This window comes from Clostridium neonatale, assembly GCF_900465025.1.
In the GTDB taxonomy this organism is placed as follows: Bacteria; Bacillota; Clostridia; order Clostridiales; family Clostridiaceae; genus Clostridium; species Clostridium neonatale.
Map to the genome: position 1 here is coordinate 886,028 of NZ_UICR01000001.1, position 17,030 is coordinate 903,057.

At 29.2% G+C, this 17,030-nt stretch carries 13 protein-coding genes; 8 read left to right on the forward strand and 5 right to left on the reverse strand.

What is annotated here, in order from left to right; translation table 11 throughout:
- The first annotated feature begins 236 nt into the window (after positions 1–236).
- The 3 genes from CNEONATNEC86_RS04120 to CNEONATNEC86_RS04130 all read left to right on the forward strand — a co-directional run bounded on the left by CNEONATNEC86_RS04120 (position 237) and on the right by CNEONATNEC86_RS04130 (position 5,014).
- Positions 237–2,099 carry a beta-glucoside-specific PTS transporter subunit IIABC gene (locus tag CNEONATNEC86_RS04120; protein ID WP_159115681.1) on the forward strand — a complete coding sequence of 621 codons (1,863 nt, stop codon included), beginning with the start codon at positions 237–239 and terminating at the stop codon, positions 2,097–2,099.
- A 289-nt stretch (positions 2,100–2,388) separates the two neighbouring features.
- Positions 2,389–3,786, forward strand: a complete 1,398-nt coding sequence (locus tag CNEONATNEC86_RS04125; protein ID WP_083498714.1) for a prolyl oligopeptidase family serine peptidase — start codon at positions 2,389–2,391, stop codon at positions 3,784–3,786.
- 271 nt (positions 3,787–4,057) lie between these two features.
- Positions 4,058–5,014: an aromatic acid exporter family protein gene (locus CNEONATNEC86_RS04130; protein ID WP_058293982.1), complete on the forward strand. Its 957-nt coding sequence runs from the start codon at positions 4,058–4,060 to the stop codon at positions 5,012–5,014.
- A 174-nt stretch (positions 5,015–5,188) separates the two neighbouring features.
- Here CNEONATNEC86_RS04130 and CNEONATNEC86_RS04135 read toward each other — a convergent pair whose 3' ends face one another.
- From CNEONATNEC86_RS04135 to CNEONATNEC86_RS04145, 3 genes are all read right to left on the reverse strand, one after another.
- A complete protein-coding gene (locus CNEONATNEC86_RS04135; protein WP_058293983.1) occupies positions 5,189–5,560 on the reverse strand; it encodes an HD-GYP domain-containing protein in 372 nt (123 codons plus the stop codon).
- Between the two features lie 123 nt (positions 5,561–5,683).
- Positions 5,684–5,908, reverse strand: coding sequence for a hypothetical protein (locus tag CNEONATNEC86_RS04140; protein WP_058293984.1), 225 nt, complete (start codon positions 5,906–5,908; stop codon positions 5,684–5,686).
- Positions 5,909–6,124: 216 nt separating this feature from the next.
- On the reverse strand, positions 6,125–7,174 hold the full coding sequence (locus tag CNEONATNEC86_RS04145) for an IS30 family transposase (RefSeq protein WP_058293985.1): 1,050 nt from the start codon (positions 7,172–7,174) through the stop codon (positions 6,125–6,127).
- A 316-nt stretch (positions 7,175–7,490) separates the two neighbouring features.
- Here CNEONATNEC86_RS04145 and CNEONATNEC86_RS04150 point away from each other — a divergent pair, with 316 nt between their 5' ends.
- From CNEONATNEC86_RS04150 to CNEONATNEC86_RS04165, 4 genes are all read left to right on the forward strand, one after another.
- Positions 7,491–7,652, forward strand: coding sequence for a nitroreductase family protein (locus tag CNEONATNEC86_RS04150; RefSeq protein ID WP_159135573.1), 162 nt, complete (start codon positions 7,491–7,493; stop codon positions 7,650–7,652).
- A 212-nt stretch (positions 7,653–7,864) separates the two neighbouring features.
- Entirely contained in the window at positions 7,865–9,286 is a 1,422-nt protein-coding gene (locus CNEONATNEC86_RS04155) for an N-acetylmuramoyl-L-alanine amidase family protein (protein ID WP_058293986.1), read from the forward strand.
- A 379-nt stretch (positions 9,287–9,665) separates the two neighbouring features.
- On the forward strand, positions 9,666–10,829 hold the full coding sequence (locus CNEONATNEC86_RS04160; RefSeq protein WP_058293987.1) for an FprA family A-type flavoprotein: 1,164 nt from the start codon (positions 9,666–9,668) through the stop codon (positions 10,827–10,829).
- A 294-nt stretch (positions 10,830–11,123) separates the two neighbouring features.
- Entirely contained in the window at positions 11,124–12,914 is a 1,791-nt protein-coding gene (locus CNEONATNEC86_RS04165) for a heme NO-binding domain-containing protein (RefSeq protein ID WP_058293988.1), read from the forward strand.
- A gap of 113 nt (positions 12,915–13,027) precedes the next feature.
- Here the strand turns inward: CNEONATNEC86_RS04165 and aguB are convergent, their stop codons facing one another.
- Together aguB and aguA are read right to left on the reverse strand one after the other, a co-directional pair.
- Complete coding sequence (gene aguB, locus CNEONATNEC86_RS04170) at positions 13,028–13,933, reverse strand: N-carbamoylputrescine amidase (RefSeq protein ID WP_058293989.1); 906 nt, start codon at positions 13,931–13,933, stop codon at positions 13,028–13,030.
- A 1-nt stretch (position 13,934) separates the two neighbouring features.
- A complete protein-coding gene (gene aguA, locus CNEONATNEC86_RS04175) occupies positions 13,935–15,035 on the reverse strand; it encodes an agmatine deiminase (protein ID WP_058293990.1) in 1,101 nt (366 codons plus the stop codon).
- A 396-nt stretch (positions 15,036–15,431) separates the two neighbouring features.
- On the opposite strand from aguA, the gene CNEONATNEC86_RS04180 reads away from it, so the two are divergent.
- On the forward strand, positions 15,432–16,865 hold the full coding sequence (locus CNEONATNEC86_RS04180) for an NCS2 family permease (RefSeq protein ID WP_058293991.1): 1,434 nt from the start codon (positions 15,432–15,434) through the stop codon (positions 16,863–16,865).
- Positions 16,866–17,030 lie beyond the last annotated feature (165 nt).

Here is a 17,030-nt window from a genome sequence, read left to right on the forward strand (position 1 = left end):
TTGAGTATTGTTAAATTTTAGGTCTTGCCTTTTTGTATATAAGGCATATGAAAGAAAATAACAAGTCCAAATATGCCGAGAATATTTTTCATCAGACAATGAAGTAGATTGCCATCATAGCTGGGTCTATTATGGCAATTTACTGAAGAAGTATGATGGAAAATAGATAGGCAGATGACTTGTTATGTTTTTGATAATGCCTAAGATTATGATTAATTGAAAAGGAGCGATTGCTTATGAAATATGAAAATCTTGCAAAAGAAATAATTAAAAATGTTGGAGGCAAGGAAAACGTTAACTCCTTAACTCACTGTGTAACTAGATTGCGTTTTAAGTTAAAAGATGAAAAAAAGGCTAATACAGATGTATTGAAAAATATGGATGGTGTAGTTACAGTTGTTCAAAGTGGTGGACAGTATCAAGTAGTTATAGGAAATCATGTCCCAGATGTTTATGCAGATGTAGTTGCAGTTGGAGGATTTAGTGAAGGAGCTGGAGATGATTCTTCAGAAAAAATGAATGTATTTGATAAATTCATAGATGTTGTATCAGGAGTTTTCCAGCCAACACTTGGCGTGTTATGTGCAACTGGTATGATTAAAGGTCTTTTATCAATGTTTGTTGCTTTAGGTTTCTTAAGCGATCAAAGTGGAACTTACACAATATTACAGTCAATTGGAGATTGCTTATTTTATTTCTTCCCAATATTCTTAGGATTTACAGCATCTAAAAAGTTCAATGTAAATCAATTTACAGCTATGGCAATAGGTGCAACTCTTGTTTATCCTACAATAGTAGGCTTTGCAGGTCAGACAATTGATTTCTTTGGTATTCCAGTTGTAATGCCATCAAGTGGATATACTTCAACTGTTATTCCAATAATACTTTCAATTTATTTTGCATCTTATGTTGAAAAGTTATGTAAGAAAATTATTCCAGACGTTATTAAAACTTTCATAGTTCCTTTATTTACATTATTGATAGTAGTTCCATTAACATTCTTAGTAATAGGACCTATAGCATCTTATGCAAGTAATGGACTTGGAAGTATTACAATGGCAATTTATAACTTAAGTCCAGTTGTAGCAGGTTTATTTATAGGTGGTTTTTGGCAAATATTTGTTATGTTTGGTTTACATTGGGGCTTAGTTCCAATAGCAATTAATAACGTATCTGTTATTGGATATGATACAGTAGTTGCGACTTCTTTTGCAGTATGTTTTGCTCAAACAGGTGTTGTTATTGCAATAGCATTAAAAGCAAAGAATAAAAAGTTAAAATCATTATGCATACCATCAATTATTTCAGGATTTTTTGGTGTTACTGAACCAGCAATTTATGGTATTACATTACCAAGAAAGAAACCATTTGTAGTTAGTTGTATAATAGGTGCTGTAACAGGTGGAATCTTAGGACTTTGTGGTTCAAAAGCATATTCAATAGGTGGTATGGGGGTTTTTGTTATACCAACATTTATGGGACCAGATGGATTCAATATGGAATTCTATGGAATATTAATAGCATCAGTAGTAGGATTAGTTTTAGGATTCTTAGCAATGCTATTTGTAAAATTAGATCCAAGTGATATGAAAGATGATAGTTCTAATAAAGGTAATTCACAAAATAGTGAAAATACATTAGTTAAACAAGAAGTTATTTCAAGCCCATTAAAAGGAAAATTAACAGAACTAAAAAATGTTGAAGATGAAGCGTTTGCTTGTGGTGCATTAGGTAAAGGTATAGCAATAATGCCAACAGAGGGTAAGGTTGTAGCACCAGCAGATGGAGTGCTTACAACATTCTTCCCAACAGGACACGCTATGGGAATTACAACTAATAATGGAGCAGAAATATTAATACATGTTGGTATGGATACTGTAAAACTAGAAGGAAAACACTTCACATTGAAAGCTAAACAAGGTGATGTAATTAAAAAAGGACAAGTTTTATTAGAGTTTGATATTAATGCAATTGAAAAAGAAGGATATTCTTTAATTACACCAGTAATAATAACAAATTCAGACAATTATTTAGATGTTATAGAAAGTGATAAAAAAGAAATAGATTTCAAAGAAGACCTACTAACAGTGGTAATATAATTTAGTTTATGAAAATTATTGATTGTAGATATTATGAGTAGTTTAGATATTACTCATAATATCTGGAATGAAATAAATCTACAGTTAAATTATTTTTTTAAACGATTTTATAGGGAGTACTACTAATCTTAGTTCTTCATGTAAGTGGAGAAGTAAGTTTAGATAATAAGATATAATTAGCCTAATAAATTTTCAGTTATTACTGGAAATATAGTAGACTCTTTTACCATAGTATTAGCTGAAGATAAAAGAGTACATAAAATAATATTAAAGTTGGAGGAATGAACATATGAAAAAAATTAAAAAATTATTAACAATGGCCTTGACTTTGGCTGTGTGTGTAACAAGTTATTACACGCCAACACTTGCAGCAACTAATGTTACGTATGTTGGTAAAGTATACTCAGAAGTTACTGATGCTGGTGAGAGTGTTTCGAAGGTTGTAATTAATTTTGGTGATGCAAGAAAGGTTACTGGAGTAGATAAAGATACATTTACAGTACATGCTAAAGCTTCTACAGATAGAATTCGTAAAGGCACTACAGTTACTAGTTATGGTGATTATGATATTGATCGTAAGATTGTAAAAGTAGAAACTGATGGCCAATATGTAACTATTTATTTTGATGAATCAGAAGGAGCTACATTAGCTTACTTAAGTTCAGCAAGAAACTACCCTGCAGATTTAACTTATACAATTAAACAAAATAAGCCAATTATATTAACTGATGAGAATGGTGTAGTAATTGATGAATCATATACAGCTAATTATACTACTAATAATAGTGTTATAAATGCTGAAACAGCTAAATTTCAGTCAGTTAAAGTTGAAAACGGAATTAATTATCAATACTATGATGCAGGAGCTAGTGATTCATTAATAGTTTGGTTCCATGGAAATGGTGAAGGTGATTATCTATCTTCTGGCAATAATGTTGCTCAAATGTTAGGTAACCGTGGTACAGTTGCTTGGGCTACAGATGAAACACAAGCAATTTTTGGTGGAGCACATGTTATGGCATTCCAAGCACCAGATACTTGGTACAATGCTCAAAAGGATGAATTATTGAAAAAAGCATATAATGAAATAAATGAAGTTATTAAAGCCAAAAATATCGATCCAGAAAAAGTATATATTTCAGGATGTTCAGCAGGTGGATATATGACAACAAGAATGTTAATTGCTTATCCAGATTTATTTAAAGCTGCAATGATAAGTTGTCCAGCATTAGATGTTGCTACTGAGCGTGGTGGAGAAACTCCAACTGATGCTGAATTATCATCATTGAAGAATTCTGATACAGCTATTTGGTTAGTGCAAGGTGAAACAGACAGCTCTGTTAAAACAGAAGATTGTTCCGTTCGTTTATTTAATATTTTAACTGAAGGACAAGAATTAACAAAAACTGAATATAAACAAGATCTAAATTCTGACTTTACTACATCTGAAACAAAGGATGGAAAATATAAATTATCTTTATATGAAACAGTAGAGGTTCAAAGTGAAACAGGGGAAAAATCAAATAAGTTGGAATTTGCAGAAGATTATAATCAAGATGGAATTAATTCATTAGTTCAATATAATGATCACTGGTCTTGGATTTATACATTAAATAATAATCCAAAAGATAAAAATGGAGTTAGCATTATGAACTGGGCAGCTTCATATGGCAATGTTGCGAAATAATTTATTTAATGAACAACTTGTTTTAATTTAAATTAAATATAAGAGTGATATTATTAAATCTTTTGTGTATCCGATACAATATATTTGATGAAGAGGAAATGAAAATGGTCTTTTATAACAATGCATTAGATGTTTATTTTAACAATCACTCATAGGCTATTCTAAAAAAGCACTAAACAAAAATGTTTAGTGCTTTTTTAGCTTTACTATAGAATATAATGTTAAACTTAATATATTATAAGATTAACAAGAAGAATCAGGAGATATATTAATGATAAAATATTTACAATCAAAAACTTTTAAAATAGCATTGTCGGCAACTATATCAGTATTAATATCAAGCTATATTGGATTCCAGTTTGGAGTGACATCGGGTATAATTTCAATTTTAAGTATTCAAGATACAAAAAAAGAAGCAGTTATAGTAAGTGTAAAAAGATTTTTAGCATCAATCATAGCTATACTTTTATCTTTTCTTTTGTATGTTTTATTAGGAAACAATCCAATCATATTTGGGTTATTTTTATTAATATTTATTCCTATTACAATACGATTTAAAATCGAAGATGGGATGGTTGTAGGTGCGGTTTTATCTACTCATCTTTTAACAAGTACTAATATAAATATTCAGTGGATCATAAATGAAGTGGGCTTAACAATAGTAGGAATAAGTGTTGCAATGATGTTTAATTTGTATAATGTTTCTTTGGAAGAGGATTTTGAAAAAAATAAGCATGAGATTGAGGAACAGTATAAATTAATATTGTTAAACTTATCCACGAGCTTGATTACTCAAGCTGTATCGAGAAATGAAGAAAAAATATTTGGGGCTGTTGAAAAACTAATTTATGAAACTAAGGTTATGGCACAAAGAATAAGTAATAATTACTTTTTTAGAAATCAGGATTATTACTTATGTTATATAGAGATGAGAATAGCACAATTAGATACATTAAAAAAAATGAAAAAACATTTTTCTAGATTTTATATGACATATGAGCAAACTAGCATATTATCAGAGTTTACACGCAAAGTAGCTGTTAATATACATGCAGATAATGATTGTATTGAGCTTATCAGGAATTTAACTTTATTAAAGGAAGAATATAGAAGAATGGAATTACCTAAAAATAGAGAAGAATTTGAAAATAGAGCATTGCTTTTTCAATTTTTAAATGATTTAGAAGATTTTCTTATAATAAAAAAAGAATTTAAGGAAAGATTTTAGGGGAAATTAAAGGATTTTTTACTTTCACAGATATTCGTACATTCTTGTTATCTATTATTTCTAAGAAGAAAATCAGAATACGGAAAATATTTATAGAATAAATCATAAATATAAATTAGTTTATTTGCTATTGCAATGTATCTAATAAAAATATTAAAGGTTAAATTCATTTTTTTAAATTGATACGATTTCAATAGGAAATTTATCTGGATTATTAACAAGATAAATTATTATATCTTCTAGGGATTTTTCACTTGTTGCTTCAGAATCAAAATAGTCAGAAACTATTACTATTTTACTTTCTATGCTTAATTCATCATCTTCTGAACTAGGATATCCATTTCCATTTAATAATTTATGATGGTCTAATATAATTCTTTTACATACTTCTGGTATAGATAAATCTTTTACCATGTCATATCCAAGTGAATTGTGTTTTTCAAATATAGCTTTTTCTTCAGATGTAAATAAATTTTTATCTTTTAGAAGTATATTCTTAGGAAGAAGAATAACACCAATATCATGAAGTAGAGAACCTAATATCAAAGAATGTAGCTATTCTGTTGTATATTCTAAGGCTAATCCAATCGCTGCAACAATACTAGCAACATTTATAGAATGTGAATAGTACCAATTATAACCATTAAATAATGTTTTGAAGTATAAATACTATTGCTCATTTTTACCATCAAAAATAAATTCATTCATTATATCTAAAATAATACCATATTTTGTTGAATTATTATGTTTTAGAACATTAAGTGAGATATCATTATCAGATAACATATATTCTTTTATTGAAATTTCATTAGAAAAAGTATTTTTAGTTTGTTCAAGTTGTGGTAAGTTATTTTCTGACCTTAGAATTTCGTAATAAACCCTATGTGTTTTCAATCTATCTATAGTAGCTAAATCTAATTTTAATAATTTTCCTTTTGGAGTATAACAACACCTCTAGGACTAATTACATCTTTTTTATTAAAATTGTTTTTACTTTACTCATAGAACGCTTTTCAAAATTTATTATTTTTTTATTATAAAATTTTTAATTATAAATTGCAATAACAAATTGAACTAATTTGCATTTATGACTTAAATGTTTGAATTTACTTAAATTGCATATATTTGATCTAGGTGTATTTCAAATAACTCTTCTGGAGTTTTATAATTAAGTATTTTCCTAGGAAGAGTATTCATCCAATCTTCTATAAATGCAATGGCTTCTAAACTATAATCTGATATGCGTTTTCCCTTTGGGATAAATCGATGTATTAAACCATTATGACGTTCATTAGTACCTTTTTCAAATGAAGAATATGGATGAGTAAAATATACCTTTGTATCTGTGCCTATCTCTAATTTAGATAAATCAGCAAACTCAGAGCCATTATCACCTGTTATAGTTTTAAAAACCTTACTAAACTTTTCACCATATATGCTACGGATATTATTAAGAGCTTCCGTAACTGCTTCAGCAGTCTTAGATTCAATTTTTTGAATGAATGCATTCCTAGTTTTGCGCTCAAGAATAGTTAAAAGAACACAGTCATTATTGGATTTTTCACCAATAACAGTATCTATTTCCCAATGTCCAAATTCTTCACGATTATCGATATTACTTGGACGTTCAGAAATACTTGTACCTAGTTTTTTCTTATGCTTCTTTACTTTTGCTGGCTTGGTATTTCTGCGTAGTTTCATTGGTAAGTCTGCATTAATAACAGATAACAGACCAAGATCAATATAATTGTATAAAGTTTTAGTGCAAACTATTTGAGAGCGTTGAAACTTGCCTTTAGCAAGGGCGTTACCTACACATGCATCTGGCGACCATGAGTGATTCTTCATCTTATCAACAGCATAGTAAATGAAGTCATTGCATTCTAGCCGTTTAAATGTACGGCAGGAATTTTGGCGATTATTTTGATAAATAGATTCGCCAGTATCTGCAAGATACATTTCAACGTAGTTTCCTTGTTTTATCTGTGTAGTTGTGCCACGACGTATCTCATTTAAAATAGTATTAATTGGACGGTTAAGCTCTTTAGCTATCTTATATGCTGAAAATCCATCTTTAAGACGTAGTTCAATAGTCATACGTTCTTTGAAATTCAAATGTTTATTTTTACGTGATTCTGTGTTATGATTTTGATGATTCATAGTGATTATCCCCCGTGTGATTTTGTTTGGCGATTAAATCATAACACAGATAATCACTATGGATTTTTTTATTAGTTCAATTTCATTTTACAACTAGTCTAAAATTTTTAATTAATATTTTCAATAATAAATTTAATTCATAGATTGTTATTTAAGCAAGAGGTTTATATAATAAAAAGATTGACTTTTAAATTTTCTACTTATTTTAGAAGAATTCACTATAATAAAAAAGAATTTAAAGATAGAGCTTAGGAGTTATAAAGCTAATTGAAAATATCAGATTTGTTTTGAAAAAAGCGTGTAAGTAGCAATGCTATTGCCAACGTCAATGAACAAGCAAAAGTTTTTGATTAATTTAGAAGGTAATAAGGTAAGATCAAAGGCATTAACTGCACTTTATACCAAATTAGATTTAGGAATTATTAAATGCCATTTGGAATTAGGCACTGGCACAGATGTATGGGAATGGATAGAGTAAAATACAATATTTTAATTTATATATGTTGAAATTACTTTTCTATATTTTCTATGCGGTATTTACTTAGCTTGTGAACATCTTAAATGAAATTTTATTATTGAAACATATATAATGAAGAAAAGTCTAGTTCTTTAACAAAAAATATTTAAATTATATATGTAAAATGGTAAAATATATGTCGAAATATATTGTTTAGAGAGGAGAAAATAAGAATGGCTAGAAAAAAATACACTAAAACAACAGCAATTGCTTTAGCGGCAGCTACTATTTTCCAATCAGGAGCAATGGCTACAAATTTATTGGATGTTAATGCATTTGCGGTAGAACGTAATCAAACAAATGACAAGGTGGAAATCTTAAAGCAAGGAACAAAATTAGCATCTGATGTTTCTATAATAGAAACAACACCATCTGCGGTAGGAATAACAAAAACTGCAGATGTAAGCTTGAATGCACCTATAGAGGTAGAAATACCAAGTAATACATCTCTAGATTTTCAAGTATTAAGTATACGAGATGAATTATCCAAACATACAATATTAAATGTTAAAATTAGTGGACAGGGGTTAGACATAGATACAGATGTACCATTAAAAGATGGTCAAAATCTTTATGAATGTGGATGGCTTATAGAACATGATAATGATAATGATGATTTTGTTACACTTACAGTTAGAACAAAGGATTTTTCATTTAATAAGGATGGTAAAGAATATAAGATTGGCTCGCTTGAGTATACAACAAAAATTTCTTTAATTGTACCAAATAATCCAGGAATACCAAATCCACCAGATGGAGGAACAGTAACAACACCTTCAGCAGTTGAATTATCATCTGTGGAAATTAAAGGGAATGAAAAAGTTGGAAATACTTTAAGTGCAAATGTTAAAGATATTAATGGGAATGAGGTGAATTCAGATTTAGCATATAAATGGTATAGAGTAGATAGAGTAGGTTCAGTTTCTGAAACATTAGTTAGTACGAATTCAGCATATAAATTACAGAATGATGATGCATATAAATACATAAAATTAGTAGTATCTAATAGTGAAAATTCTGTGGAAACTATTACAGGAAAGATAAGTAAAAAATCGTCAAGTGGTGGAAGTAGTAGTTCATCAGGGGGATCATCATCAAGTAATTCTTCTAATAGCTCAACATCAAGTAATAACAATAATACATATTCAAATGTTACCGTATCTCAAGGTAGTACAGCAGCAATGCAGCAAAATGCAGATGGAAGCATAAAACTTGTAAATGCAGAAGGTGTGCCAGCAACAGGGTGGCAACAAGTAGATGGAACATGGTATCTTGGAGATGTTAACGGACAAGCATTAAAAGGATGGCAACAAATAGAAGGAAAATGGTATTTAATGAATGCTAATGGTGCCATGACAACAGGATGGCAAAATGTTGGAGGAACATGGTACTTTATGAGTACTAGTGGTGCTATGACAAAAGGATGGCAGAAAGTAGGAGGAAAGTGGTATTTCTTACAATCGAGTGGGGCAATGAAAACAGGCTGGTTAAATGACAATGGAACATGGTATTACTTAAATGCTGATGGTTCAATGGCAGCAAACACTTATGTTGATGGATACTATGTTGGAAGTAACGGAGCATGGGTTAAATAAATTATAAAAAATTAATAATGTAGAATATAAAATAAAAGCTCAAAGACTTAGTTGAACTTTGAGTTTTTATTTTATGAAAGTAAAATATAATTTCTTAATATAAAAAGTTATATACATAATTTGCGCTTTTTTTGCAATATTAGTTAATATAAAGAATTAATATTGATTAATATTTAATCTAGTAATTTTCATTATATTGTAGTATTATATAATTAATAACAAAAAAGATATTTTATATATTTATAATGATAAAAAATTACAAGGGAATTATTTTAGATTATAGAATTATTAAAGGAAAATATAATAAATAATATTATATATTATTTATTAATTAATATTATTTTAAGTAATGATTTACTAAAGGGAGGTACTATAAAGTATGACAGATATTAATATTTCAGATTCCATTAAGTATATAGGGGTAAATGATAAGACACTTGATTTATTTGAAAGCCAATATAAAATACCTAATGGTGTTTCTTACAATTCGTATGTAATCCTTGATAAAAAAGTTGCAATTATGGATACAGTCGATTCTAGAGCAACAGATGAGTGGATTGCAAATCTTGAAAAGACACTTGATGGACGAACTGTAGACTATCTTGTAATTTCGCACTTAGAGCCAGATCACTCAGCAAACATTCAAAATCTTATAGAAAGATATCCTGATATGAAGTTAGTTGGAAATAAAAAAACATTCGATATGCTTCCTCAATTTTTTGACGTGGATATTACAGGAAAAACACTTTTGGTTGCAGAAGGAGATGAACTAAATTTAGGAGATCATACATTACAATTTTTTATGGCGCCTATGGTTCACTGGCCAGAAGTTATGGTTGAATATGAAAAAACAGAAAAGATACTATTTTCAGCAGATGGATTTGGTAAATTTGGCGCACTTGATGTAGAAGATGAATGGATTGATGAGGCTAGAAGATACTATTTAAATATAGTAGGGAAATATGGTTCTCCTGTTCAGGTGTTATTAAAAAAAGCGGCTACATTAGATATAAAGACTATTTGTCCATTACATGGCCCTATTTTAAAAGAAAATCTTTCTTACTATATAGATAAATATAATACTTGGAGTAAATATGAACCAGAGGAAGATGGCGTATTAGTAGCTTATGCATCAATTCATGGAAACACTGCGAATGCTGCTAAAAAAATGGCTTCAATACTAGAGGAAAAAGGAGCTAAGAAGGTAGTTTTATTTGATTTATCAAGACAAGATATGTCAGAAGCAGTAACAAATGCTTTTATTTATGATAAATTAATTTTAGCTGGAGCTACTTATGATGGTGGCGTATTCCCATGTATGGAAGAATTTTTATTACACTTAAAGAGCAAAAATTACCAGAAGAGAACTGTTGGTATAATTGAAAATGGTTCATGGGCACCAATGGCAGCAAAGACCATGGAAGGCATATTAGAAAAAATGAGAGATTTAACAATTTGTGACTCAGTTGTTACTATAAAATCTGTAGCCAAAGAAAAAGATTTTGAAAATATGAGAAAATTAGCAGATGAAATATTAAAATAAAGATTGATATTATTAATATAAAATAACAATATCAATATAATTTTTACCATTGATAGTTTAATTTTTAACAATAATTAAATCTAGAAAAGATATATAGATATTAAAAATTAATTAATTGAGCTTAAAAGATGACTTTTCTGCTGAGGATAAGTCATCTTTTTCATTATATTCATATTAAAATATCATGTTATATTGTATATAATATAACGAAGAATTTTAGTGACAATACCAATGTAAAGATATAAACTTAAAATAAGTAAAAAATATAAAATTATTATAATAGGAGGTATCAAAATGAAGGGAACTGTTGTAGCAACATGGATGAAAACCAACAGGAAATTATTTGATGATTCAATAGTTGATGAAGCAATGGAATACGTGGGCTGGGGAAGTAAAAGAATATTTTCTCCACTTGAAAATGTTGATGATCAAGAAATCAAAAAAATAATACAGTATCTAGCAGAAAAAGAAAATATGAAAGTTGGAGAGCTTTGGAAGAAAATTGGACATGATAATATAGTATCTTTCAGTCAGGACTATCCTGCTTTTTTTATACACGATAATTTATATTCATTTCTAAAGTCATTATTTGATATACATGTTGTAATGACAAAGAGATTTGCAGGATCAAAACCACCAATAGTTGAAATTGAGCCAATTTCAGCAAGAGAAGCTATTTTTACTTATAGATCTGATAGAGGAATGTTTGATTATTTTATCGGAATGCTTGAAGGGGCATGTATTTATTTTAATGAAAAGATTAAGACAGAAGAATTATCTAAAGCTAGTAACGAACTTACTTTAAAGTTAACTTTTGATAAAGATATATATTACAATAGAAATTATATTTTTAATAGATTATTTTCGTTTGGATTTATAAAAAGTTTTGGAGTTAAAGTTGGAATATTTAATTTTATAATATCATTTTTAATCATGTTACCTATCATAGGCTTAAAAAATGGAATAATCGCAAGCGCTATAGGTGGAATTTCAAGTATTATTGGGGTTTCATTAATGATTAGACCTATAAATGCATTGAAAGAAGAAATTGAAAGATTAATAAATAATCAATATAGTGTTGATGGAACAATTAAAACTAATGATTTCTTTGAAGATATATATATGTATATAAAAAAACATAGGAATAATATACAAACTGATTTTGTAGGTTTTAAAGGCGTTACAGATGAGATGAATACATTTATAAATAAAATAAATGTAATATCAGATTCTATGAATCACACATCAAATGAAATAAGTGGTGTAGTTGAACAAGTTGCAGAAGGTGCTGTTACTCAAGCTCAAAATACAGATAATGCAGTACAGTCATTACATGAAAATATTCAAGATTTAAGACAGATAGTTAAAAAGGAAAATGACAACAAATCACAACTTGAAGATGCTATTGGAAAAATAAATAATAGTTATGAAAATGTAAATAATGCAAGTAATAATATTACTAATTCATTACAAAAGTTTAATGAAGTTAGGGTTAAAGGTGGTAATCTTGAAGAAAAAGCAAATGATATAAATAACATTGTATCAATAGTATCAGGAATAGCAGAACAGACAAATCTTTTAGCATTAAATGCTTCTATAGAAGCAGCAAGAGCTGGAGAACAAGGCAAAGGTTTTGCTGTTGTTGCTGATTCAATAAGAAAGTTAGCTGAACAATCTAAAGACGCTGTTGAAGAGATAAACTCTAACCTAAAGCAGTTTGTACATGAGATAAAATCATTAGTAGATAATATAGATGACCAATATGGCGTATTGGAAAATGAAACTACTAACTTAGAAAATGTAAGAAATATAAGTTTTGAAGCAAATAAATCAATACAAATAGTAGCAACTTCTATGATAGAAACTATAAATAAACTAAATACTGAAGCTGATTCTATAAATAGTGTTTATGAGAGTATAGAATCCTTAGCAGCAATTGCAGAAGAAAACTCAGCATCATCAGAAGAAGTAAGTGCTAATGTAACAACTTATACTAATGAAATTAAAAAATTAATGGATAATATATCTGATTTCAAAGATATAACTGAGAACTTTAAGAATGATTTAAATAAATACAACATATAACGAATAAAGCTTTAGATTGTATTAACTTTATTGAAAACTATAAAGTATGTTAATTAAGAAGATGTTTTAAGAATATAAGAATATAGGAATACATATTCCTATATTCTTATATTTTATTGTAAAGTGGTGTTATTTGTAATTGGTCTAGTAATAGGAAAATAGCATTCAGGTCGTCTATCTCTAAATACACCCCAGCTCAATCTCATGTTTCGAATATGATCTAAATCAAATTCAGAAATTAACACTGTTTCAGTTGTGCGGTCGGAACTTTCTATGATTTCACCAGTTTCATTAGTAATAAATGATGAACCATAGAAATTTAAAGAAGATTCTTGATTAGAGTTATCTTCACTTGGAGTCACTTTTTCTAAGCCAATTCTATTAGCTGCTATAACTGGCATAATATTTGAAGCAGCGTGCCCTTGCATACAGCGCCTCCAATGAGGCATACTATCACAGTCTAATATTGGTTCTGAGCCAATTGCAGTAGGATAAAATAATATCTCTGCACCTAAAAGAGCCATACATCTTGCAGCTTCAGGGAACCATTGATCCCAACAGATTCCAACTCCAATATTTGCATAAGCAGTTTTAAATACTTTAAAGCCAGTATCTCCTGGAGTAAAATAGAATTTTTCTTGATAAAAGTGATCATCTGGAATATGAGTCTTTCTATATATACCTAAATTTGTTCCATCTGCATCAATAACTGCAATTGAATTAAAAGTTGTATTTCCAGCACTTTCATAAAAGCTGATTGGTAGAACTATTTTTAACTCTTTTGCAACTTTTGATAATCTTTGAATTGCAGGATTTTCATCAACTGATGTAGCTAGATTATAATAATTGTAGTTTTTTTCCTGACAAAAATATTGTGTTTCAAATAACTCAGGAAGAAGGATTATTTGAGCACCTTGTTTTGCGGCATCACGAACAAATTTTTCGGCTTTATCTAAATTACCATTTCTATCAGTACCACAAGACATTTGAATAGCAGCAACCTTAATTTTTCTAGTCATATTATTTACCTCCCTTTGGAATCTGTTGAGTTATACAGTGTATATTTCCACCACCGATTAATATATCTCTTGCGTAAATTTGAATTACTTCTCTTGTAGGAAATAATTTTTGAAGCTTTTCTTTTGCAACCATATCCATAGGATCATTAAATCCAGGCATTACTATTGCATCATTTGCAATATAGAAATTAACATATGAGGCAGCCAAACGTTCACCATCAACCCTCGTTGGCTCACCATCCATATTTTCAAGACCTTCACATTCTTCTTTACTTATGTATACAGGAGAAGGTAGTGGAAGCTTATGAACAATTATTTTACGTCCTTTAGCATCAATTTCATTTTCAAGTATATCTAAACAACTTTTTGACATTTTATATTGAGGATCGTTTTTATTATCTGTCCATGCAAGAACAACTTCTCCAGGTGCTGTAAAAGCACAAATATTATCTACGTGTTCATTTGTTTCATCATTATATATTCCATACTTTAACCAAATTACTTTTTCTACACCTAAATAATTTTTAAGAGTTTCTTCTATTTCATCTTTTGTCATTTTAGGATTACGTCCTTGACTTAGAAGACAAGCTTCGGTAACTAAAGCAGTACCTTGTCCATCTACATGAATAGATCCACCTTCGCATACAAAATGTCTTGCATTGTATGTGTCTACATTATATAAATCACATAATTTTCTTGCCATTTTATTGTCTTTATCCCATGGAAAATATAGACCATCAACTAAACCTCCCCATGCATTGAAGTACCAATCAACACCGCGAATATCACCATTATGGTTTTTTACGAAAGTAGGTGCATAATCTCTAGCCCATGAGTCATTACTAGACATTTCTACAACACGTATATGGTCAGGAAGCATTTCTCTTGCAGTATCATATTGGATTTCACTAGCACAGACAGTTACGTTTTCAGATTTTGAAATAGCGGTAGCGACTTCTGTAAAAGCTTTTCTAGCGGCAACTGCTCCATATTGCCAAGAATCAGTACGTTCTGGCCAAATCATTATACATCCTTCATGAATTTCAAATTCAGCAGGCATGTAAAAACCGTCTTGTTTTGGGGTTGATTTTAATATTTTCATTAAAGAACCTCTCCTCTATAGTAAAATTATGCAAAATGTGTGATTTTCAAAAATATCATGATTATTTTATCATAATCTGAATATATCAACAATAAAACTTATGTATATTAAACAATAGTAAATTGATTATTATTTGCCTTTACCTTGAGATAACTTTTGAAAAGTAAATAGTTTATGGATATTTTTATATTTCTAAGCTAATTTAAAGGAAGTAAAAAGATATTTCGTCAAAATTTAACTTAATTTTAACATTATATACGAACATTATAGTGTAAAATGTTTATGAACGTTAGTAAAATAAAATGATGAAGTTAATCAGCGGCTTCAGTATATTTTGCTTTATTTATTTAAATAAAATTTAATAGAATAAAATTTGTGATTAGAAGGGGACTAAAAATGGAAAAATTTTTTAAATTAAAAGAAAATAAAACAGATCTTTCTACAGAACTTATGGCTGGTATAACAACATTTTTTGCTATGGCATACATAATTTTTGTTAATCCTTCAATGCTAAGCTTGGCAGGAACAGCTGATAATCCAATGCCAACAGGTGCTATATTTTTAGCTACAATTATTGCATCAGCAGTAGGTACTTTAGTTATGGGACTATTTGCAAATGTTCCTTATGCGCAGGCTCCAGGAATGGGACTTAATGCATTTTTTACTTTTACTGTTTGTGGAGCATTAGGTTTCACATGGCAACAAGCTTTAGCAATGGTATTTATTTGCGGTATGATTAATATTTTAATAACAATAACAAAGGTTCGTAAATTAATTATTAAGGCAATTCCAGAAAGTATTCAAAATGCTATTGGAGGTGGAATTGGTATATTCATAGCATATATCGGTGTTAAGAATGCAGGATTAATTAATTTCACATCTGATCCAGGTACATATACAGCACTTGACAGTGGAACAGTAGTTGCAAATAGTAGTGCAGTTCCAGCTTTAGTTAACTTTAATACTCCAGGGGTTTTACTTGCAGTTATAGGACTAGCTATTATGACAGTTTTATTAATATTAAATGTTAAAGGCGCTATTATTATAGGGATTGCAGCTACAACAATTATAGGAATTCCAATGGGAGTTGTGGATTTATCAGCAATAGGTACAAGCGCAGGATTAGGAGAATCATTTGGACAATTAGGACAAACATTTGGAGTAGCATTTGGTTCAAAGGGAATGCTTTCACTATTCTCAGATAGTTCGAAAATTCCATTAGTATTAATGACTATTTTTGCATTTAGTTTATCAGATACATTTGATACGCTTGGTACTTTTATTGGTACAGGACGTCGTACAGGAATCTTTAGTGCAGAAGACCAAAAAGCATTAGAAAATGGATCAGGATTCAAATCAAAAATGGATAAAGCTTTATTTGCTGATTCTATTGCCACTTCAATAGGAGCAATTTTAGGTACATCTAATACAACAACATATGTTGAAAGTGCAGCTGGTATTGGAGCAGGTGGACGTACTGGATTAACAGCAGTAGTTACAGCAATATTATTCTTGCTTAGTATGTTTTTAGCTCCAGTAATAGGAATAGTTCCAGCACAAGCAACTGCACCAGCATTAATTGTTGTAGGAATTATGATGCTAGCTTCATTTAAAGAAATAAAATGGGATGACTTAGAGGAAGCAATTCCAGCATTCTTCGCAGCAATATTTATGGCATTATGTTATAGTATTTCATATGGAATAGCAAGTGGATTTATATTCTATTGTATAGTGAAAGTATGTAAGGGAAAAACAAAAGAAATTCATCCAATTTTATGGGTATCAACAGGATTATTTATATTAAACTTTATAATTTTAGCAATATTATAAGACATAATTAAAATAAAGATAGGATTTTAGAATAGTTAATTTTATTTTAAAATCCTATTTTTTATTTTAATGAAAATGGTTCATTAAAATAGCAGTCAAATTCTAATTTTGTTATGCATTATTAATGAAATAAATAAGTAGATGATGTATAATATTTGTAATGGT